At 44.3% G+C, this 22175-nt stretch carries 22 protein-coding genes and 4 pseudogenes; all 26 read right to left on the bottom strand.

Annotation, left to right across the window (positions count from 1 at the left end; genetic code table 11):
• Nucleotides 1-6 precede the first annotated feature (6 nt).
• The gene (gmd, locus tag D5085_10735; GenBank protein ID QEP43553.1) at nucleotides 7-1125 is read right to left on the bottom strand and encodes a GDP-mannose 4,6-dehydratase; all 1119 of its coding nucleotides are present in this window, start codon (nucleotides 1123-1125) and stop codon (nucleotides 7-9) included.
• 224 nt (nucleotides 1126-1349) lie between these two features.
• Nucleotides 1350-2447 (bottom strand): hypothetical protein, encoded by a 1098-nt coding sequence (locus tag D5085_10730; GenBank protein ID QEP43552.1) that lies wholly within the window; start codon nucleotides 2445-2447, stop codon nucleotides 1350-1352.
• A gap of 184 nt (nucleotides 2448-2631) precedes the next feature.
• Nucleotides 2632-3063, bottom strand: coding sequence for a hypothetical protein (locus D5085_10725; protein QEP43551.1), 432 nt, complete (start codon nucleotides 3061-3063; stop codon nucleotides 2632-2634).
• Between the two features lie 190 nt (nucleotides 3064-3253).
• A complete protein-coding gene (locus D5085_10720; GenBank protein ID QEP43550.1) occupies nucleotides 3254-3778 on the bottom strand; it encodes a hypothetical protein in 525 nt (174 codons plus the stop codon).
• Nucleotides 3771-4292: a hypothetical protein gene (locus D5085_10715; protein ID QEP43549.1), complete on the bottom strand. Its 522-nt coding sequence runs from the start codon at nucleotides 4290-4292 to the stop codon at nucleotides 3771-3773. Before D5085_10715 ends, D5085_10720 begins: the two co-directional genes overlap by 8 nt.
• Nucleotides 4293-4373: 81 nt before the next feature.
• Nucleotides 4374-4526, bottom strand: a pseudogene (locus D5085_10710) (NAD-dependent epimerase/dehydratase family protein).
• Nucleotides 4527-4538: 12 nt separating this feature from the next.
• Nucleotides 4539-5522: a GDP-mannose 4,6-dehydratase gene (locus tag D5085_10705; protein ID QEP43548.1), complete on the bottom strand. Its 984-nt coding sequence runs from the start codon at nucleotides 5520-5522 to the stop codon at nucleotides 4539-4541.
• Entirely contained in the window at nucleotides 5515-6618 is a 1104-nt protein-coding gene (locus tag D5085_10700) for a glycosyltransferase family 1 protein (GenBank protein QEP43547.1), read from the bottom strand. Before D5085_10700 ends, D5085_10705 begins: the two co-directional genes overlap by 8 nt.
• A 3-nt stretch (nucleotides 6619-6621) precedes the next feature.
• On the bottom strand, nucleotides 6622-7515 hold the full coding sequence (locus D5085_10695; protein ID QEP45135.1) for a hypothetical protein: 894 nt from the start codon (nucleotides 7513-7515) through the stop codon (nucleotides 6622-6624).
• A gap of 45 nt (nucleotides 7516-7560) precedes the next feature.
• Nucleotides 7561-8817 (bottom strand): polysaccharide biosynthesis protein, encoded by a 1257-nt coding sequence (locus D5085_10690; protein QEP43546.1) that lies wholly within the window; start codon nucleotides 8815-8817, stop codon nucleotides 7561-7563.
• A 203-nt stretch (nucleotides 8818-9020) separates the two neighbouring features.
• Nucleotides 9021-9848, bottom strand: a pseudogene (locus D5085_10685) (GDP-mannose 4,6-dehydratase).
• A gap of 445 nt (nucleotides 9849-10293) precedes the next feature.
• Nucleotides 10294-11919 carry an IS1634 family transposase gene (locus D5085_10680; GenBank protein QEP43545.1) on the bottom strand — a complete coding sequence of 542 codons (1626 nt, stop codon included), beginning with the start codon at nucleotides 11917-11919 and terminating at the stop codon, nucleotides 10294-10296.
• A gap of 117 nt (nucleotides 11920-12036) precedes the next feature.
• Nucleotides 12037-12156: pseudogene (locus D5085_10675) on the bottom strand (ATP-binding protein).
• 25 nt (nucleotides 12157-12181) lie between these two features.
• Nucleotides 12182-12916, bottom strand: a complete 735-nt coding sequence (locus tag D5085_10670; GenBank protein QEP43544.1) for an NAD-dependent epimerase/dehydratase family protein — start codon at nucleotides 12914-12916, stop codon at nucleotides 12182-12184.
• 385 nt (nucleotides 12917-13301) lie between these two features.
• Entirely contained in the window at nucleotides 13302-14351 is a 1050-nt protein-coding gene (locus D5085_10665) for an IS3 family transposase (protein ID QEP43543.1), read from the bottom strand.
• Nucleotides 14348-14791: a hypothetical protein gene (locus D5085_10660; protein ID QEP43542.1), complete on the bottom strand. Its 444-nt coding sequence runs from the start codon at nucleotides 14789-14791 to the stop codon at nucleotides 14348-14350. The genes D5085_10665 and D5085_10660 overlap by 4 nt, the downstream gene beginning before the upstream one ends.
• Before the next feature lie 18 nt (nucleotides 14792-14809).
• Nucleotides 14810-14947, bottom strand: a complete 138-nt coding sequence (locus D5085_10655; GenBank protein QEP43541.1) for an NAD(P)-dependent oxidoreductase — start codon at nucleotides 14945-14947, stop codon at nucleotides 14810-14812.
• A 21-nt stretch (nucleotides 14948-14968) separates the two neighbouring features.
• Nucleotides 14969-15658 (bottom strand): hypothetical protein, encoded by a 690-nt coding sequence (locus D5085_10650; GenBank protein QEP43540.1) that lies wholly within the window; start codon nucleotides 15656-15658, stop codon nucleotides 14969-14971.
• Nucleotides 15655-16695, bottom strand: coding sequence for a hypothetical protein (locus D5085_10645; protein QEP43539.1), 1041 nt, complete (start codon nucleotides 16693-16695; stop codon nucleotides 15655-15657). Before D5085_10645 ends, D5085_10650 begins: the two co-directional genes overlap by 4 nt.
• Nucleotides 16689-17807, bottom strand: a complete 1119-nt coding sequence (locus D5085_10640) for a DUF262 domain-containing protein (protein ID QEP45134.1) — start codon at nucleotides 17805-17807, stop codon at nucleotides 16689-16691. The genes D5085_10645 and D5085_10640 overlap by 7 nt, the downstream gene beginning before the upstream one ends.
• Nucleotides 17808-17841: 34 nt before the next feature.
• Nucleotides 17842-18246, bottom strand: a pseudogene (locus D5085_10635) (NAD-dependent epimerase/dehydratase family protein).
• Nucleotides 18247-18434: 188 nt separating this feature from the next.
• Nucleotides 18435-18668, bottom strand: coding sequence for a hypothetical protein (locus D5085_10630; GenBank protein QEP43538.1), 234 nt, complete (start codon nucleotides 18666-18668; stop codon nucleotides 18435-18437).
• A gap of 209 nt (nucleotides 18669-18877) precedes the next feature.
• The gene (locus D5085_10625; protein QEP43537.1) at nucleotides 18878-19441 is read right to left on the bottom strand and encodes a DUF4065 domain-containing protein; all 564 of its coding nucleotides are present in this window, start codon (nucleotides 19439-19441) and stop codon (nucleotides 18878-18880) included.
• Between the two features lie 272 nt (nucleotides 19442-19713).
• A complete protein-coding gene (locus D5085_10620) occupies nucleotides 19714-20940 on the bottom strand; it encodes a flippase (protein QEP45133.1) in 1227 nt (408 codons plus the stop codon).
• 132 nt (nucleotides 20941-21072) lie between these two features.
• Entirely contained in the window at nucleotides 21073-21252 is a 180-nt protein-coding gene (locus tag D5085_10615) for a hypothetical protein (GenBank protein QEP43536.1), read from the bottom strand.
• Between the two features lie 16 nt (nucleotides 21253-21268).
• On the bottom strand, nucleotides 21269-22174 hold the full coding sequence (locus D5085_10610; GenBank protein QEP43535.1) for an Rpn family recombination-promoting nuclease/putative transposase: 906 nt from the start codon (nucleotides 22172-22174) through the stop codon (nucleotides 21269-21271).
• Between the last annotated feature and the right edge of the window lies 1 nt (nucleotide 22175).

Below are 22175 nucleotides of genomic sequence, written 5' to 3'. Positions count from 1 at the left end.
GGGTTATCACTCCTTAGTTACCGCCACTTCATAACCATGATGCTTTAATAGCGCATGACGTTTGGCCTGATCCAAATCATACGCCACCATCTCCTCCACCATCTGCTGTAGCGTAATTTCCGGCACCCAACCGAGTTCCGAGTTAGCCTTAGCCGGATCGCCGAGCAGGGTCTCGACTTCAGTCGGACGGAAGTAGCGCGGATCGACCGCAACAATGGTATCGCCCACTTTTAATGCCGGGGCATTATCTCCCGCAATCGCAGTGACGGTCGCGATTTCGTTCACACCTTCACCCGTAAACGCCAAGGTAATCCCCAGCTGTTGCGCACTCATTTCGACAAATTGGCGTACTGAGTACTGCACTCCGGTGGCAATCACAAAATCTTGCGGCTGATCCTGCTGTAACATCATCCACTGCATGCGCACATAATCTTTCGCATGTCCCCAGTCGCGCAGGGCATTCATATTGCCCAGATAGAGCTTCTTCTCTAACCCTTGGGCAATATTGGCGAGGCTGCGGGTAATTTTACGGGTAACAAAGGTCTCACCCCTGCGTGGCGATTCGTGGTTAAACAGAATACCGTTGCAGGCGTACATGCCGTAGGCTTCGCGATAGTTAACCGTTATCCAGTAGCTATAGAGCTTTGCTACGGCATAAGGACTACGCGGATAGAATGGCGTGGTCTCGCGCTGGGGTACCTCTTGTACTAAACCAAACAGCTCTGAAGTGCTTGCTTGATAAAAACGGGTCTTCTGCTCTAACCCTAAAAAGCGAATCGACTCCAGCAGGCGCAGCGTGCCTAATCCAGTGACATCAGCGGTGTATTCCGGTGATTCGAACGATACCGCTACATGCGACTGCGCCGCAAGATTATAGACTTCGTCCGGTTGCACTTCGCTAAGGATGCGGGTGAGATTAGAGGTATCGGAGAGGTCGCCGTAGTGCAGTTTCAGCTTCGGATTCGGTTCGTGCGGGTCTTGGTAGATGTGATCGACCCGTTGGGTATTAAAGCTGGAAGCGCGGCGCTTGATGCCGTGGACTTCGTAGCCTTTTTCGAGTAGAAATTCGGCGAGATAGGAGCCGTCTTGACCGGTGATGCCGGTGATTAATGCTTTTTTGGTCATAATTGTATATTCCCTTACTATAAAATTGAGTAGAGATAACGGGGTTAAGTCTAAAAATAAAGTATCATATTGGTTACAAAAACTTTATGACTAGACCAGTCAAAATCCAATCTGACGGCGCACTTTACCATATAACTTCCCGAGGTGATCAGTGGGAGGTCATTTGTGAAGACGGTGACCATTGTTGGTATCCCAACACGCAAATTGGAACATTGTAGGTTTTTTCATGCAACGCTCAGTATGGAGTCAAAGTCGCGCTCGATATAGCCATGGTTCGTCAGAATCGTTTTTACCGTAAGCGGGGAAACACCAAAGGTATCCGCAACACTCGTTTGGTTTTCATCCGAGTAGTCATTTCTCATTTCATTTACTAATTGTTCTGCTGGACACAATAATTCAGCGGCAAACGCTCGCTGAAGTTTCTGGCGGTAGGTATAGGTTCTCGTAGCTAACGCCAAATTATCTTGCTGGCAAAAGAGTGAATCGGCCAATAATCTTGAAAGTTCAAATCGTTTTGCAGTGTCTCTTTTGGCGCGCAGTAACACATAACTTTTTTGATTTTCTAGCGTAAGTTTATAGGGTAAATCTAGTGGATTATGGCATTCACTATTTAATGTATCTGACTTGACACCTGCCAGCTCTGTTAAAACTTGATTTGTTATGAGCGGTTCATTTTTATCAAGTTGATATCTTACCTGTTTGGCCATATTGACGCCAATTTCCCATGCAGCCATTTCCGTTCGATTTAAGTCTTTTATTTCAACTCGAACTTGATCGGTAATTTTTATTTCTGTGCCATTTTTTTGCAGTATTGCTTGCAATTCGGTGACACTAGGTAATGCTCGGTTTTGATAGTTTACGGCAAGCTCTTCTGTCGCATTTTGACCTAATGTAGTCTGCCCTTCTATTAGTTTTTGAATCTCTAATTCCGGGGCTTCATCAGGGTCATAACCTAACAGCGCTTCGAACTTGCGGTATGATGTTTGTTTGGGGTCGTTTCTTTCTTCACACACGCCTAGCCAAATGCTTTCTAGGTTAGATTGATAGTCACCATTTACATGAAGACGCTGAATTACCTTGTCAATAAAATCATCTACTCCATTTTCCCATGCCCGGGAGGTAATGATTTGACTGCTATCGGTTAGATAGCGAAACGCGGTTTGTGTTGTTGAAGAACTCGGTTTGCTAATTAGTGCTGTGCGATAACCATCTGAGAACATAGTCAGATTTGGCCAGATATAGCCGTTACCAATATTGGTAATTTTATGTGACATTGCCCAGCCCAACTTATCCGCTTTATCGGCTTTTGGCTCCCAACACAAACGCCACCAATTCCATGCAAGCCATTCTGCTAAATGATAGGCTGAAAGATAAGGTTGTTCTCTTAGGGTTTGTTGAAGCGCATCGTATCCTTGGGTAAGGCATAGATTATTTGCATAAATACCCAATTTAGCGTAGCAGGCGATTTCTTGAGCAGTACCCTTATCAAGCATTTCCCACTCGGCATCAATTTTCCATGCTTGCACTTCGTATTCTCCAGTTTTCGAATATGTAAAGACACATACTGTCTTCTTCTGTAAGCGGATAACCATGATATAACCAAGGCGTATTTGGATCTGTTTTTGATTCATAAACCTCACTGTTATCCGATACACTCCAGATATATTTTGGCATACCATTTAATAATGGTGTGCTAAACATGCCATGTTTTATGCCGTTTTTTGATAAAACCTCCGCTTCTTCGAGTTTAATCACTCGGTCTATATCACAAAGCAGTCTTGGGTTTGTGACCTTGAAGCCATAGTTCGCCGGATAGCGTTTGTGATGCCCACTGCTAATATATTTGGCATGATTGAAGATGACTTCAATCATTTCTTTGCTAATATCTTGTTGGGCGATCAATCGTCTAGTTGGGTTGGCACTGTGGCGCTTTGGCATTTTTTAAAAACCTAAGCCTCGCTCATCGTTTGATCAACTCCCCTCACTAGCCCCAGTACTGGGATCGAGAATGAATGGAGAGTGGGCTAAATTTTATGACACTCTCTTTATGAATCTTGAACTGTTTTAGGGTTAACCGAGTAATCATTGATTAGATCTACAGATAGTTATTATTTTCATAAGGTTAATCTTAATTTTTTAACGGAAATTGAGTTAAAACGGCATCTGCAAGGATATAAACATCATCAAAGTCATAGTGCTGAAACTTGGGTTGCCAATAACGACCATGCGCTAACCAATGTCGAAACCTGAATGCTTTAATCAGCGGTTGAATAACACTAGCTGCATTCTGATAATGCAACTGCCAGTTAGCTAAAATGTCATCCTCCAATAAAATACGATGCCCTTTTGATTTATGCAGTTTCCGAAACTCTCTGCTCAAAGGGTCTTTTAAACGATTTATGACTCTCTGATCATAGTCTAACTTTAAAACTGCCTCGATCGCTGACAATACTGAAAAAGTAGTTTGATAACCCAACTCCATTAAGCGTGCTTGCTTTTGCGCCTGTAGTTCCTGTCTGTTCATTAATCGAAAGCGCTCATATTGAGATACACTTTGATACAAAAGCGTAACCCCATCAACCATATCTAAACGAAAAGCCACAATATCGTCAAGAGATTGATGTTCATTCGAGCGAAGCAAATGTTTAGCCATTAACAACTTCCATAATGGCATCCAGCAAATTTTCTTGAGTCAAATCGATAAAACGAATATTTGGCGCAGGCGTGGCAATTTTCCAAACAATATCTTCCAGTGCTGAGTTTTCATTTAACTCTTCAGATGATTCAGACTCAAAATCAATCTGTATTTTTGCTTTAGAAGCCGATTTAGGTACTAAAACAAGTTTAACCTTGCCCGCAGGCCCCTCTATATCGACACGACCCTGCGCACCAATGACATTTAAGCCTTTAGGTGTAAAGGTAACTTCTGCACTCGGTAGCTCAAGTGTTAGCCGTTCGGTCTCATAACACCCAACAAATTCTTCATTAATATCTATTGTCGAGCGCTTCAAAGAAACCTCTTTTTCAAAGCTTGAAAAACTTTCCTGAATCAAACAATATAATGTATCAACCTGCTTGAGCCACTTAGACTTTTTAGCATCCCAATCAATGCACGGTTTTGACTGCTTGGTTGATTGTAGAAAGGCCATAAATTTTTCTGATGTCATTAAACATTCCTTTTCGAATCAAAATCTCAAAGCATGGTCAAGAGAGCTGAACCCGCCTGCGCACTTGGTTCATGCCGATTAGATATGATCCACCCTTTGGGTATTGAAACTAGAGGCACGACGCTTGATGCCGTGGACTTCGTAGCCCTTTTCGAGTAGAAATTCGGCGAGATAGGAGCCGTCTTGACCGGTGATGTCGGTGATTAATGCTTTTTTGGTCACTACATTATTCATAAAGTTAAAAGGTTAAAGTAATTTTTGGTGCGCCATCACACCGGTAATCATCTGTTCAACCACGCTTTTTAGTCTACTCTGCGCCACCCAATTGAGCTTTTCAGCCGCTTTTTTCGGATTCGCACGACTCACTAATAGCTCTGAAGGGCGAATAAAATCGGATGAACTCTGTAAATAGGCTTGCCAATCTAAATGAAAATAGTCAAACACCAGCTCAACAAAGTAGCGTAATGAGTGACTTTCACCTGTCGCGATAATGTAATCTTCCGGTTGATCTTGCTGTAGCATCAACCACATCGCCTCCACATATTCCGGTGCCCAACCCCAGTCACGACTGATGTCAGTACAGCCTAATATCAGCTTTTCATCACTTCCTGCGGCAATGCGTATTGCCGTATCGACTATTTTTCGGGTAACAAATCGAGATGGACGCAGAGGCGACTCATGATTAAATAGGATACCGGTGCAGGCATAGAGATGGTACGCTTCACGATAATTAGCCACCAGCCAGTAGGCGGAACTTTTAGCAACTGCATAAGGGCTGCGCGGCGAAAATGGGGTCTGTTCTATTGCCGGCACGCCCTCAGTATCACCAAAACATTCGCTTGAACCGGCATGATATAACCGGATTTTTGGGTTAAAGAGCTTACATGCTTCGAGCAAATTGAGCGTTCCAATGGTGGTGCTCTGTATCGTTTCAGCCGGTTGTTCAAACGACAGACCTACGGAAGATTGCCCCGCCAAATAGTAAATTTCATCAGGTTCGGCTTTAGTAACAGCTACATAAACCGAACGAAAATCCTCTGGCACCATGGACAGATAACGAATCTTTGATTGGATAGCTAACCTTTTGAGATTATTAAATGATGAACCCTCTGCGTCACGCGAGGTTCCCCATACTTCATAGCCCTTATTTAATAGTAGTTGCGCGAGGTAACTGCCATCCTGTCCGGAAACCCCACAAATCAAAGCTCTTTTTTGCCCTGTGTTAGCCATTTAATACCTGTTGGTAGATCTGTTGTGTCTCTTGCGCACATTTTTGCCAAGAGAAGAAGTTAAGTCGTTGCTGACCCTTCGCTTTTAATTGCTGGAGTTGCTCTGTGGATTGTAGTGTCTCTTCTAATCGAGCAGTCAGTTCTTCCCTACTGTTGGGATTAAAATAGATCCCCGCATCACCCACCACTTCGGGCATTGAACTGCTGTTACTACAGATCACAGGGCAATCATGCGCCATTGCCTCAAGCGGAGGAATGCCAAAGCCTTCATAGATAGAGGGATAGATAAAAGCAGTCGCCTCGGTGTAGTATCGACCGAGCAGTTGGTCATCGCCCTGAACCTGCTTCACCTGTTCTGGTGATAGGCCTAACTGTCTAATCTGCTCACACTCAGTTTGGCTAAACCGCCCCCCTCCAAATGCGACTATATGAAAATTCTGCTTTAGCCATGCCGATGCGGCTACTGCTTTCAATAAGGCAGTAAAATTCTTATACCCCCCTCTTGCGCCGACATAGAGCAGATATGGTTGAGTAGAGAGTGGCTGTTGCTGTCTATACGGGTGGCTAAATCGATCAAAGCCTAAATAGACCACACTGCAACGCTCTGCCGGTAGATCAAATATTTCGATTAAATCTTTGCGGGTATTTTCTGAGATACAGACAATATGGTCAGCGCGTTGAACGGCTATCTTTTTAAGCTCACTCGTATTATCGCGAGGGGAGAACTCTTTAGCATAGAGTTCGTGAATCATGTCATAAACAGTAATGACTTTAGGCGTTGTGTTTGGTGCTGCTGTTTTTCGGGCATAGTAGGTTTCATGCACTACATCGGGATGCCAACTTTTTAGCCACTGTTGAGTAACAAGACGATTAAAAGGTAAAAAGAGTCGGGTCGTTTTCGGGGGATAGCGGTTAATCTCTTTGCATTTTACCAACTTTTCATCTAATTCCGAAATGTAGCGATTTCGATGTAGGGGTGCAAAGATTTTTGTCTCTACATTTAATTTATTTAGCTCATCGGCTAAGCGGACAAAGTAACGGGAGATGCCGCCGTAGCTTTGGTTACAGAAGGTTTGGTAGTCGAGGGCGATTTTCATAGTCTACAACAGTTCTTCTTTTCCTGTATCCACATTAATTACCACCATTTTTTTAATGATTTTGTTTCTATCACTGCCTCTGAAAAATGTTAATTTACCATTTGCATCTCGTGATTCGCGAAATTTAGAATCAGTAAAACCTTGCTCTACTGTTACCTCAGGAATAGTAGTTTTTTGCAATACATCATCTCTCACATAAAATGCATTATTTCCAGCGCTATTTGTGCCTATAAAAGAGTATCCTTTTTTCTTGGCTAACTTGGTTAATGCCCCAAGCGAAGCGCCAAAATATAAATTAGAGTAGTGCGCATTAGACCTTATGAAACCTGCATCATATGGCACAGTTATATTTCTTGTCGCACCAAAAACAGCATTATACTCAAGAATTAAGATTTCAGGCTTCCATTTCTCGTTCAACTCCGACAACATCCAATAATCATTACCGTCTATATCGATGCTAAGAAGTCCCAACGAACCATCAAACCCACTTTTATCTAACAAAGTGTTTATATTTTCTTTGGTAATAAAACTCGCGCAAGCCTGCAGGTCATATTTCCAAAAATATTCCGCATTCATGAGTTCATTTATGTTGCTTTCTGAACCATCAATAACAAAACCAGACCAGTTATTATTCATCATTAAATAACGGCAATTTGACTCTGAAAAATTCTCAACACCAAATTCGATAAAACGTTTATGCTGAATATCAATATCAGAAATTAATTTTTGAATTATTCCGTCCTCACCGAATTGCGAAAACACACAAAACTCATAATCAGTAAGATTCGTTGACTTCATTTCCAATAAGGATTTTATCGCCATTTTTCCTTGATTATAATTTAACTTATCAATCTTTTGAGAAACTGGGCCCAGCCCTCTTTTTATAAGAGCATTAATTTTATTTATCAAAATAAACCTTCCAAAATAAATACTAAATTTTATTCATGCTTTATTCAAAAATAAAGCGTTATTCACTATTGCATAGTGCACATATATGTACACAATTACTGTTGAAAAAAAATAGGCGCCAATGGTTACAAACACAACAGATTGACTTCCAAATATTGGAGCAAGGGCAATTTTACCCGGTAAAGCGATTACGCAAAATATAATTACTGCCAACACCTGCGGCCTAACAAGATGAATACCATTTAAAAATATAGCATAAGCTGTGCCAGACGCCTCAAAAACAGCCCAAATCGCAAAAGCCAGTATGAGTCCATCCGGTATATCTACACTAGTCCCAATCCAATGTTGCAATAAAAACCCTGACACAGACCAAATCAAACTACTGATAATCACTGCCAAACCTAACGTACCAAAAAATGAGATGGCTAGCGTACGCTTAATAAAACGAATATCCCCTCTCGCTTTTGCTTCTGCATAAGCCGCCCATAGCGGACTATTCATGATACTTAACGGTAAAGAGACAAACTGAAACATTCGTTGCACAATGGTATATTGCGTCACCGCAACAGCACCGGCTAATGAAGAGAGAATTAGCGCATCAGCCCCCCAGCCTATCATCGTACCAACCTGTAAAACCAAAAAAAGCCCACCGGTATTAAGCAGATGAAGCATTTCTGCTTTCGTACCCGCTGAATTAAATAGCTTGGCTGTCAATAGGTTGTGATAATAGAGATATAACACCAAGCTGCCGGAGAGGATCACTTGCACACCGTATGTCGCTAATAATAACAGACTAGGTGGAGCCTCAATACTCGATAGCCAAAAAATCAGGAAAAGTGAAATAATTGACCCCGCTAAGCGAGCAAAATAGTTCCAATAACTTCTTTGCAGTCCTTGCATCACTTTTCCAATTCCATTCAGAGGAATACTTAACGAAAATAGCGTTATAAAATACCAAGCCAACTGTTCCGCATCCGAACGAGCTAACTCGGACTCGACTTTTATTAAATCAGCTAATGGAAAGTAGCTATTTATTGATGCCGCAATCAGCCCGATTACCAGCCCGATAATAAACAGCAGAGTAATACCACGACTAATCGTTAGTTGCAGCAACTCAATCTGTCCAGAACTCATCTGCGCTACCCGTGATATCAGACCATTACCAACACCTAAATCTAAAAATGAGAGCATAGCCGCCATGCTTGCAAAGGTCATCCAGACACCAAAGCGTTCTTCTCCCAGATATCCGAGTGTCATCGGCACAGTGATAATTAGCACAAGTAGGCCCATTGCACTACTTAGCACATTGGCTATGCTTCCCCAAAGTGCTAGACGATAGCGTTCGTTTGCTCGCCCTGCTTCGGTTGAAGTATCAAAGGGTTTGAACTGTAACAGCCGTAATTTATTTGTAAGCGCTATATTCAAATTTCATTTTTCGGCGGTAGTTGGGTTATTTCGGTTCAGATAGCCGCACACTACAAAGGATAACTTTTTTATTCCTTTGTAACTGCCACATCATAGCCATGTTTTTTCAGCAGTGCATGTCGTTTAGCTTGATCCAAATCGTAGGCAAACATCTCTTTAACCATCTCTTGTAAGGTGATTTCCGGTATCCAGCCCAGCTCTTGCTTGGCTTTGGTTGGGTCACCGAGCAGAGTTTCCACTTCGGTTGGACGGAAGTAGCGTGGGTCGACAGTGACAATTACATCGCCGATTTTCAGACCGGGGGCATTATTGCCCTCGATAGCGCTGACAGTAGCTGTCTCATTTACCCCTTCCCCACTAAACGCAAGCGTAATACCTAGCTCTTTAGCACTCATTTCGACAAATTGGCGCACACTGTACTGTACGCCGGTGGCGATGACAAAATCTTGCGGTTGCTCTTGTTGGAGCATCATCCACTGCATCCGCACATAGTCTTTGGCATGGCCCCAGTCACGCAGGGCGTTCATATTACCAAGGTAGAGCTTTTTCTCTAAGCCCTGGGCGATATTGGCGAGGCTGCGGGTTATTTTACGGGTAACGAAGGTTTCGCCACGGCGCGGTGATTCGTGGTTAAACAGAATACCGTTACAGGCGTACATACCATAGGCTTCGCGGTAGTTGACGGTGATCCAGTAGCTGTAGAGCTTTGCCGCAGCATAGGGGCTGCGCGGATAGAATGGAGTGGTCTCTCTTTGTGGGATCTCCTGCACCAGTCCGTAAAGTTCGGAGGTGCTGGCCTGGTAGAAACGGGTCTTTTTCTCTAAACCGAGAAACCGTATCGATTCAAGCAGGCGCAGTGTGCCTAAGCCGGTGACATCGGCAGTGTATTCGGGCGATTATGACTGTATCAGTATAGGTTCCACTACACTTTGATCAATCCAATCCGCGCAGCACGACTCTGGTTTATGACCCAAATATCGCTTTGTGAAATCCCCCAGAGTAAACACTCCGTTTTCCAGTGCTGACGAAAGCTGTCACTAGCTGCTGGCATCATGCCATCGGGTATGGCTGGAATAACCAGAGTCACCTAGCGCGGGGTGATTTTTCTATCTGAAATAGATCATCGCTATCATACGGACTAAAATCGATGCCTGATTCGGTAACCGTGATCGATTTTGTCATAGCGCAATTGCCATCTCTTGATCAAACAGCCGGATCGATTCATTAATAATTTCATTATCCGGTATTCCATCCAGCAGATCGTGCTGTTACCATGTGCAGGCTGGCGTTGCGCAGAAAATAGGCAGTGATCTTTGAGTTTGCCCGGGACTCCGCACGACATCATCCACTTCCAGAATATAACTTGGAATAGCGCTCACCCAACATGTTTACCAGAGCGATATGATACTCATTCAGATTCAGCACAAGCTCCTGCGTTTCCGCAATAACAAGCAATGTAATACCCGAAAAATATTGGAAAACCCAGCGTGCAGAAGGATTGTTGATGAGTTTACCTTTTTGGTTGGGGAAGGTTTCGTCGCAGGCCGCCAGTCGTTCCCGAATACGATGTTCCAAAGCGGCGTACACCATCAGACTCAGAGTCATGACCATCATCAGCGCCATGATGCGCTTAGGTGACTCAAGGAACAGTGTCGATGCCATAAACATTGGGTCTTTAAGAAAGCGGAAGCCGCGTTCGACTTTTTGCTGGTCTTTGTAGGCCGCAATGAGTTCTTCATGCGGTAAGGCTTGATCGTCGAGCTGATTACTGGCGAGGATAAAACAACTTTTGCGTTGCAAGCGACGGGTGCGTTCTTGAAGATCTACAGCCATCGCACCCTCAATGCGATAATCGAAATAGTCGGGTTGCCGCCCTTGTGCGGGTCGGCCTTTACCCTTAAAGCGCGGGATAGCGTTGATCTCCACCTCACTGAGAGTATTCAGCTTCAGCGTCGTTTCAAATTGAGTCAACGCTTGGCGGGCATCAGCGTCGCAGGCAAAATTTTGCTTGCATAGCTTGGTAAATGCCCTCAACTCAGCCAGACTTTGTTTGCCACACTGTTTATTGATAGTTTTCTGAGCACGCTGGTAGGCTTCTGGTGAAAACACAACGACCCAACGCTGCCTAACCTCGCCATAGTTGACCCCCAGCGCGCGGAAGGCGGGTTGTTCCGGAGTGTGTATCCATTCAGGAGCCGTCATATCGATGATCTCGCGTGCCAAATTCAGCGTTTCCGGTACCCGACTAATCCACAGCAGGTGATTCATCGAACTGAGTGTATCGGCTGTATACAACGCACTGTCGGCAACCAGGTATTCGATACTGAAATCGCTATCCATCTGTTCGGTGAAATCGGTCACCATCTCACGAAAGCTCTCTTTATCGCTATTATTACCATTCAGCGTCTGCATCAGTAATGGGATTCCGGCTTGACGCTCACAAATCAGTTGCAGTACCACCTGGTTCAGGTCGGGGCGGTGATCACGACTGTAGCCTTTGGTGAGCTGAATGACACCCTCTTCCGGCTCTTCATCACTGTTGTACCGACCATCAACATGAAAACTGGTCGAGTCCAGATGTCCAAAACGGCACGACAATCCCAACCTGTGCACCGCTTGTGATGCGAGCTGTGGGTAGAGCACTGAAGGATCGTAGTTCCATATCGCATCCAAAGCGCGCCCCAATACATCGTCATTCAGATGCGCTGATTCAATATTTGGGCCAATGAGGCGTTCCACGGGTTTATTGCTGAAGAACTGCTCTGTCAGATACAGCGCGCGATTGGCAAAGCCCAAACCATTTAAAACCATGGCTTTAACTGCCTGGCCAATCGAGACGACACGTTTTTTCCCGTCTTGAAGTATCAATGCATCGATGAGACTGCCGATCCCCAGCTCATCGTACATGCCTGCAACCAAACCCAGATGATCCAGGTTTTCGCTACGGTAATATTGAGGGGATTCCATTGAACCCGTGCTGATGTGTGATGCCATGTGAGTCTCACCTAACGCTGAAAATAACTAGATCTGGGGAAATAGTTCCTGATGCTCAAGGTGTGCGGAGTGTCGGGTTTGCAGAGCATGAAGATAGAGTTTTTTTACTACGAAGTAGGAGTGACTACTAATAAAAAGCTGTATGCCTTGTTGCGCTAGGAGCAATAATATATCGATAAAACCACCAATGGCAGTAGGGTGCAATGAGCTAATCATAATAGAGAAATTATGAAGACTACTTTTCTAATTGTTGCTTAAACTCATCAATATAGTCTTGTATCGTCTTTTGCGCACACCAACCAAGCGCCTCTGTTTTACTGGTCACCACATCTGCAGTCATACGATTACCTTTGCGTTCGGGTAACATCACAATTTCGCCGCCAAACATCTGTGCAATCTCTAAAATGGTATAGGATTCGGGACTACCGATCCCAAACTCATCGCCGTAACCATTCTCACCGACTAAGACTAAGCCGTTAATGATGTCATCAATGTGAGTAAAGTTGCGCTTTTGACTGCCCGGGCTAACCACGGTTAACGGTTCACCGCGTAACATTTTCTCTTTAAACAGGGCGATGAGCGTGGCGTATTTTCCGGTAGCAATTTCTCGCTTACCGTAAACATTGTAAAAATAGACAATCGCATAGGGGATATTAAACCAGTCGCCATAGTTTTCGACCAGTTCGGTATTGCTGGCTTTTGTCCAGGCATAGGGGCTTTGACTGCGACCTAAGCCGCCATCTCCGAATTTAGTACTACTGCCGGCGTAGATGAGCTTCGCTCCGGTTTTGCGGCAGAACTGAAGCACAGAAAAGATGCCATCTTTGTTATAACGCCACACCTTTTCGATATCATCAAAGCTCTGCTCTACCCGTGAATATTCGCCTAGATGGTAGATATAGTCGGGGTTAAAATCGATTAAGTCGGCAATGTTAGCCGTTTCACCTTCGATATAGATGACGCCATCAATGTGATTTTCCCTACTTCCTGTTGAGTACGGAAGCTGTCAAGTAATTTGAGACCAGTTGTTAAAAAAATAAAGCTCTAAATCTAGCCGGTGATTGCCACTGCCCTCACCGGCAAATTTCGCCTATGTTGAGTCATGACGCAACAAGGAGCGAACATGACCCTCATGGCCCTTTGCCGCAAGAGCCAAGCCCTTCAGCAAGGGGGAGCTGCAAGGCGAACTGCAACCCCTAATCTAGGAACCTCCCTCCTGCACCGCGTTACCCACAGCCCGCCCCCCTACGATAATAAGGGGGTCTCCGGGGGGCGGGCTATGGATAACGCTCTGTCATTCAGCCACCACAACCGGCTAAAGCCATCGACGATAGACCCACTAGCGGCACCGTCACTCATCTCTCCTTCGCTCTATTCAGGGTTGGATAGTTGACCTCCAGCGACCCCACCCCCTCCTCCGGTAGAGCGGGGTTAATCCATACCTCAGTAGGGGGTTGCTTAACCTTGGGCTCACCATGAATAAAGCGTTTCGGATGCTGCTGATAGGCCTGCTTCAGCGCCTGTTCACGCTGCTCGCTAACCTCCTTGTAACGACCGGTAAATACCTGCTCTGGAGTGAACCACGCAATCCCTCGATGGTGGTGGTGGAAACAGTACCAGTCAACATAGTCACTAAACCATATTCTGGCATGGTCAACTCCTGTAAATCGTTGAGGATAATCGGGTTGTTGCTTGAGTGTTTTAAATTGACTCTCGCTAAACGGATTGTCGTTACTGACTCGTGGACGGCTGTGGGAGCAGGTGATCCCCAGTTCGGCCATCAAGTCGAGATAGCCTCTGGCGGTCATCGGCACACCTCTATCCTGATGCAGTGTTAAGCCACTGAGCGCGACCCGATAGCGAGCCGCTGCGTCACTGATTAACAGCTTGGAGAGCTCACTATTCTCCTTCCTTGAGACCATCCAAGCCACAATAAAACGGCTGTAGAGATCCATCACCACATAGAGATTCAAGAAGTTACCCTGCTCTGTGGTGGGAAGCTTAGTGATATCCCATGTCCAAACCTCATTCGGGCGGGTCGCCCGTAATCGGGGGATAGCGTGTGATTTGGCCGGTTTTTGAGCTCGCCGCTCTCCCGTCTGTTGATTAGCACGAAGGATCCGATACATCGTACTGATTGAACAGTAATATTTCCCTTCATCCAGCAGGCTAGCATAGATCTCTGCCGGAGGTTGGTCATAGAATCGTTCGCTGTTCAAAAGCCCCAGAACGGCTTGCCTCTCTGCCTCACTCAGCGCATTGGCTGCGACGGGTCTTGGAAGGCTCGCTCGGGGGGAGACAACCGGAGCCTGTCGGCGGTAGTAGCCTGCACGCGAGAGCGCTAGGCTATCGCAAGCGGCTCTTATGCTCACCGAACTGGGGCACTCTTTTTCAACTAATCTCATAAGCTTATCTCTGTGTTCATCTGCTCCAATAAGCTGAAGGCTTTTTTTTGGAGCGCAATCACCCCTTCGGTCTGCTGTAACCGTTGGCTAAGACGCTGAATTTCCTTCTTTAAACGCTCTATCTCCTTATCTCGCTTGTCTAGGCTCGGTTTGCGACCACTCTGTTTCCCTTTCAGGCCAGCCTGCCCCTGTGCTTGCAGTTGTCGGCGCCATTTGGTCAGATGGGAGCTGTAGATCTGCTCTTTGCGCAGCAGCTCGCCTAGCTGACCCGGCTCCTTGCACTGCTCTGCTTCTGCTAGGATCCGAAGCTTCTCTTCCTCACTAAATTTGCGGTAGGAGCGCTTCTCTTCATCGGGGTCGGTAACCTCGTTGGAGGGTAAAACGGTAGTATCTTTGGGCATCGTGTATCTCCTCTGTTGCCCCCCTGATTCTACATTCATTTCTCATCAGGGGTGGTCTCAGGGTATCTTGACACTCAGGGAGTAGTTATCGAGTGACCAGACCTGATGGTCAGGTATTTGAGATAACCGTTCACAGAGGTTAGAGCCGATGAAGCCGGCGCCGCCAGTTACCAGAATTTTTTTACTTGTTGCCAAAAAACGCTCCTAAATTAGTTTTTATAGCGCACGAATAATCGCCGTGCACTCTTTGGTAGTATCGAACAGATAGTCAATGCCACTGGTAAGAATCACTTCAATCTGGTTGTCGATTAATAGGTAGCGATCGTGGCGGTTGATATAGTCGGTTCGGGTATCTAGGATAAATTTAACCCTTGGTTTATCCTGCTTTAATTCGTGTTGCAGTTCACTACCCAGCTTATGGGTTAAACATAGGGTACAAGCATCAGGAAGTAGTTTAACGAATGCTAGTGCCGCATGTCGATGATCTCGAATATATCGATCGGCCAACACAATAACCTTCGCCTTTGCCATCAAAGCCTGTAGATGTTGATGTAGTGGTTGTCGTGATTCTTGTGGTTGGAAGCTGTAGTTAAGTTCGGTAGTAATCGCTTTATTGTGAATACTGATATAGGGATAATTGCCATGATTCTGCCCCAACACAATCTGAAAGCGTGTTTGCGCAGCAAGCGTTGCCAATGTTTGCGAGACGAAACCAGATTGCGCGAGTTGTTGTTGAAGCGCACCGTCATCAATTCCGCAGCGGTTGAGTTGGCTAACATTGGTCAGATGTGGCGGGTGGTAGTAGCGCAAAAATCTCTCAAGCAGGCGATTATCTATCACCTGACCGTGTTTGAACTGATGCCATAGTGACAACAACTCATCGCTTAACACTTGGTTTGCTTTCACCCGATCTCCAACAATTGTGCAAGCGTAGCATCAAAAAAGCCGCTGGGGAATGTTTGAAGCTGACCGGTATTGTTTACAAAATGGCCTTGTGCATTGATATAGAGCGATTCAAACGGCGCACGCTCATCGGCTTTATAGTAGATCGCTACCTGTTTAGACAACAGATGCTGTTGATAGATTTGGTAACGTAGCCGATTCAGGAGGTGTTCACTATGAGTCTCTATGATCACCTGCACGCCGGCAGATACCAGATGAGCGATAAACAAAGCAATTTTGGCTTGTGCCTTCGGGTGGAGGTGAATTTCCGGATTTTCGATCAGCAGAAACTGACCAGGCTTGGCGACCAGACCCATGATGATGATTTTGGCCAGATAGCTATTGCCTGCGCCGGTATTGAGGGGCGAAATAGTGCCGATTTCGCCAAAATCAAAGCTATTTTTAACACTACTTGAGGTAATCTTTTCGCTCTTTAACGCCAGTTGTAAGTCTAGAATCTCGGATAGCCACCAAGCGGTCTGCGCCTTCAGTGTCTGTGCACTCGCCGCCGTTACAGTCAGGGCATCTTCGATTGGTTTGTCTTTCAGCGCTTCAAATGTCGCTAGCACAAATTGACCCTGTTCCCCTATCTTCAGGTGTTTATCTGCCTGACTGACCTCTTCAGGACCCAAACGGTTAGCCGAAAGGTAGTAGTAATCCTCTTCATAGGTAAGTGCTTCTGTGCCATCGATTGCCGGAATGAATGTTCCGTCCGGATTCAGCTCACCGCCCACTTCACCCAATTCATTGCTAAGTGCGATTTTTACACTTGGCGTGTCTGACCAACGGCAGTGAACTGCATCATAGTCGAGGTAGGGATCAACGACCCGATCGAGGTAGGGGCGGTTTTTCTGCTCATAGAGCGACAGCGCAATCAGGATTGCTTGAATCAGCGTCGATTTGCCGCTGGCATTGGTGCCCGTCAGTACGGTGAGTGGTGCGAGGACAAAAGATTGATAAGCGACCGATTTATAGGCGGTAATGGTGAGCGATTTCAGCATGTGAGTTGCTCCTTTAACTGCTCTACCTGATTAAAACGGTAGGCGACACCATTGGAAGTATCGACCCTGCCGCTAAATTCATTACTGTGATCGAAACGCTGTTTAAGTTGATTAATGGCAACCACTATTGTCTCTGGCTCGACTGCATCGAGTGGCGTAATGGCAAAGAAGTAGGCAAGCACTTCAAACAACGCCATATTGATGGGACGGCGATTAATATTAGTCATGTCGAAACGAAAACCATCTTCACCCAAGTAGTGCCAAGCGCTTTGCATCGCATGGGAGAATACCTGTTTTATATGTTCAAGCTCGCTCACATCGGCCTGATTCAGCCACTTCATCGTGGTTGCAAGAAACTCATCCATATTGCTCCTGTATTCAACAACCATTTTACCCTGTCGAAGCAGATAGAAGGCGATAAAACGCAGGATGATATATTGATCGCGCATACGCTTAGGTTTAATTGCGCCACCGGTCGCTTTATGAAATACCTCCAGACTGGCCAGCTCATTAAGTAGCTGGGTCGCCTGACCGTAATAGAGTGCGTTACGCATCTCCTGATTATTAAGTTGAGTACCACCACGGTTAACCCGATCGAAGATGTCATATTTTACCCGCTCAGGGGTTGGCGGTTCGATGACATAGACTAGGAGTTGATAACGCTCTAGTTTACTGCGATAGAGGGGATCGAGCTGATCGAATTTTTTGCCATTAAAATCGGGTAGCATGTTGAGGTTATCGAGTGTAAAACCGCCGTTCATATATTCGATAATCGCCGAGATACGCTGGCGACCATCGACCATCTGTTTGATTCCCTGTTCGTTTTCAAAGACATAGATGACTGGAATCGGGATACCCATCAGCAGGCTTTCAATCAATTCACGCTTTTGTGATGGCACCCAGACATTATGGCGCTGAAACTCAGGATCGAGACGAAGCTCATGGGTGGTTTCGACCATGCGCTTTATCTCAAAAGCGCTGTATTGATCACGATTAATCTTGATGACAGCGTTTGGATAGATACCTTCGTTGGAGGCTGTCAAACCTTGTTCTGCTTCTAATGGTTCTTCCTCTTGCGATTGATCTATTTCTGGCGTGAGGTTGTTATCCATAATTTGTTTTAAACAACAGTATTTTTGCTTTAGTCTAGGCATAGGGGCTTTGACTGCGACCTAAGCCGCCATCTCCGAATTTAGTACTACTGCCGGCGTAGATGAGTTTCGATCCTGTTTTACGACAAAACTGGAGTACAGAGAAGATGCCATCTTTGTTATAACGCCACACCTTTTCGATATCATCAAAGCTCTGCTCTACCCGTGAGTATTTGCCCAGATGATAAATATAGTCGGGGTTAAAATCGATTTAGTCGGCAATGTTAGCCGTTTCACCTTCGATATAGATGACGCCATCAATGTGATTAGCCTTGCTACCAGTGGAGTAGTTATCGAGTGACCAGACCTGATGGTCGGGTATTTGAGATAACCGTTCACAGAGGTTAGAGCCGATGAAGCCGGCGCCGCCAGTTACCAGAATTTTTTTACTTGTTGCCAAAAAACGCTCCTAAATTTAGTTTTTATCCGTAATTTACACTTCAAAATTTTTCCCGTCATCCATTTGAAATTCCTGAATTGCAAAAAAACTTTTGGACAACATATAAAAATTTCCTCTACTATTGCTCCATGCAAAAATCATAAAATATGATTCAATAGTTTGCGACAGTTAGTTATCTTTCGGTTTTTCTAAGTCATTCCGGCGCAGCACGATTCGTAAAATTTGATGTGCTTTGGGATGGTGTGTTCAGATGCGTATAGGCCAGCAATCACTCGGTCAAAAATAGTTTGGTCTAACATCTCTTTTCTGATAAATGTGCCATCAGTTAACATCGCATTAATTTTGGCTTGCGTTTCAACCCTTGCTTTTGCATAGAATACAAAGCTGTCTTGCTTTACAAAAGGATGATCTCCCGATTTCAAAACACATGCTGTGTCGCATGGAACCTACTTGCGGACTGTTGAAATATTTACCATTAAACAATGCGGCTCTTGATAAACATCATTACTATGCGGGTCTGTTAAAAGAATAAACAGGTGTTTTGTGTCTTCATTTCCATCAGGACCAGAGGGTATAAGTAAAGTGGCTCTCAGCATCAATGGAATTGGAAACAAATTCTTCACCTCATTACTTAATGACGATTGAACATGGTTTCTAAATTACGCTGTGTTTGTACTTGGTACGCTAATATTGCAACTTGTTCTGGTGTTCGACCTTCTGAAGCAAACAATCTTTTCAAATCAATCGGGAAAGAAGAACCGTTAGGATCTTCCCATTCCGGGCAGTTTTTTGGATCATGCGTATAGTTAGACAACTCAAACTGGCTGAAATCCTTAAACTGCGCCCAAACTTCATCAAGGATTTTTCTGTCGGATTGACTGAGTTCATCTAAATCTTCAATCATAATGTCAGCATTCACTAACGAAACTTTATGATCGGCCTTATCGGATATATAAGCTTGCCAAACACGCTCACGCCCTAACTCACCATTCATCAGGTTTAAGGTTGAGGATAACACTGGACCATAAGGCATGGATACAAGCGTATCATCTGAAATGCCATAACCATGCTCAAGATAAGACCTGCGCTCTGCTAAATAAAGCAGTTTCATTAACTTTAAATGCGGTAAAGTAAACTCCTCGGCTTTTTTCAATAAATAAGCCGCCATGTGTGTGACTTTCGACTCATTGAACATATTAAAAACCCCTTATAAAAACGGCGATATGAAACTCAGGATCGAGACGAAGCTCATGGGTGGTTTCGACCATGCGCTTTATCTCAAAAGCGCTGTATTGATCACGATTAATCTTGATGACGGCGTTTGGATAGATACCTTCGTTGGAGGCGGTCAGGCCTTGTTCTGCTTCTAGTGGCTCTTCTTCTTGCGATTGATCTGTTATTTATCTGATGTTGTTATTCATGATTTAGTTACATTTTTAATATTTTTTCATTATCTATCTTAATTTCCTAAATTGCAAAAAAACTTTTGGACAGCATATAAAAATTTTCTCTACTCTTCTTCCATGCAAAACTCATAAAATATGATGCAATAGCCTGCGATATTAGTGTGGCATATGCCGCACCAATTATACCCAAAACAGGTATTAATTTATAGTTTAGTAAAACATTAAAAATAGCGCCAAACATAGTATTAATTAATGTGAGCTTTTGCAGATTCTCAGCCAAAAACCACTTCCCACTGGCAACACCTAAAAATACAAAAACCGATGCCCATATATGAATCATTAGCACCTGACTGGCTTCCTGGTAGGCTTGACCAAATAACAGTACAATTAACCAATCAGCTAACAGACTCATGGGTAAAGCAATAGCAATTGCTATCCAAACCATGAAAGTGTAAAGTCGTTGCAATCGCTGTTTATAGATCTCTTCGCTCTGTTTTTTAGCATTAACAATTGCCGGAAATAGAGACGCAGTTATTAGCATAGGGATAAAGTAGAAAACTTCACTTAACCTTATCGCTGCTGAATAAATCCCCACTTCATATTCACCAAGCATCTCTTTAATCATAATCTGATCAATACGCATATAGATCATTATCACAATCACAGAGAATATCAGTGGCCACGAATCCTTCAGCAGTTGCTGCGCGATACTAAAATTAAAGTATCTATAAAATGCCGGACGCTTATACAGTTTATAGGCAATGGCATAACTAATAGCTAAGCTGAGCGCATCAAAAACAATAACCAGTACAAAATAGATTAATTCAGACTCACTCAGCACCAAATAAATCTTAATTATAGACGATAATCCAAGCTGAATTACCTTGCAAATGGAGACGATTTTAGCCAGCACTTGTGACTGAAAGTAAAACTCCACTACTTCAAAACTTTGGAATACTAATCCACCAGCGATGATAAAAATATATAGATTGGTAGCTGCATCGTTACTGGTAAAGGGCACAATAGCGGCCATTAACCCCATAACAACCAATGCACCAACTACTTTGAGCCAAAAGGCGGTACCAAGATAGATGTCTCGTTTTTCGGGATGGTTAACCAGCTCGCGTACCATAATCCCATCCAGACCAAGTTTAGCTATGCCACCAAAAATAGCTGTAAAGGCAAGCGCATAGCTAAACAGGCCGAACTGTTCCGGACCTAAATATCGCGCCACCCAAATACCGACAAACAGACCGGCGATAATACGCAGGAGCTGCTCGCCCATCATCCAACTGGTATTTTTAAAGTAGCGGATAAAGCCTGCGTGGTTTTGTAATGCTTTTAATTTTGTGAGCATTTTTCGGTTAGTTAAACGGGTGACAATGTCAAGTCTATAATCGTAGTCAGCAGGGCAAACGCATTATAAATCTCCACCAAACACAACCTTAGCGCGGTATCGATCATTCCACCCCGCTTTGCGAATTTTCTTGGCCAAGCTCCCTTTAACTGAGGCATCTTGATCAAGTAACCCCAAGCATAAATGCCGTAGCAGCATGGGGGTCAGGTCTTGCGTTAATACTTTTATTTTACTCTGTTTCATGTTCTTTTCCGCGCGACTAATCGAATATCTCATCGAAGATTTGAGTATCTAAGATGTTATCTGTCCATTGCTCTAGTTGCGCCAGATTTGCTGCTGATATTTTTTTTACCATCTGCTCATTAGGTTCACCGAATTTCTTGGTTATCAGGCGAATCAGTAGATTTCTCGCACCATTGATTTCACCTTCTGCATGACCTTCATCCCATGCCGTATCTACAACATTTTTTAGGTCTCGGTAGTATTTTAAACTGTTTTCGTACGCTTCTCGCTCTGCGGGTTGAAATTTGGCAATTTGTGCTTGTTCAAACAGGTGTGCAAAGATTTTTTCACATAGTTTCGGCGGGATTTCATCCAGTTCGTGCAGATGCCTAAACAGGTAGAACCATTTTTCCTGCAGGGTTTCGAGTTCTTCTGCCGTTTTTTTGAAATTCGGTAGCGTCAGGTAGATAAAGGTCAGCTTGTCATAGAAAATTTGGTTGCGCTGATTTTTAAGCTGTACATGGTGTATGACTTGTCTGCTCTCTTTCGCATCGTTTTTATCTTCATCGAATATAAAATCGAGTATCCCGATGGTATAGACCGCTGCCAGTTTGAAGTCCCAGTCACCTTTTTGTGCCTGTTGTTGGATAGGAAATGTCGCATAGTAGAGACTGCGGTCTTTAAAGTAGTTCTGTTTGGCTTTTTGCAGTTCTACAATGAAGTGATCACCGTTGCTACTGGTGCAGTTTAAATCAAATATCGCTTTACGATCGAGTTCGGTGGCGCCTTGTTGTTCGTTTTTACTGAAGCTTAAGTCGGTGATGTGGTGTTTTTCTGGCAACAGGGTGTTGAGAAAGCTGATCAGGTTTGGTTTGCTCGCTTCTTCCCCGAAGATTTTCTTAAATCCAAAATCGGTGAAGAGATTGATGTAGCGTTCTTTCATT

It is taken from the genome of Ectothiorhodospiraceae bacterium BW-2, assembly GCA_008375315.1.
Taxonomy (GTDB): Bacteria; Pseudomonadota; Gammaproteobacteria; order Thiohalomonadales; family Thiohalomonadaceae; genus BW-2.
This window is presented reverse-complemented; position numbering and strand designations above follow the sequence as displayed.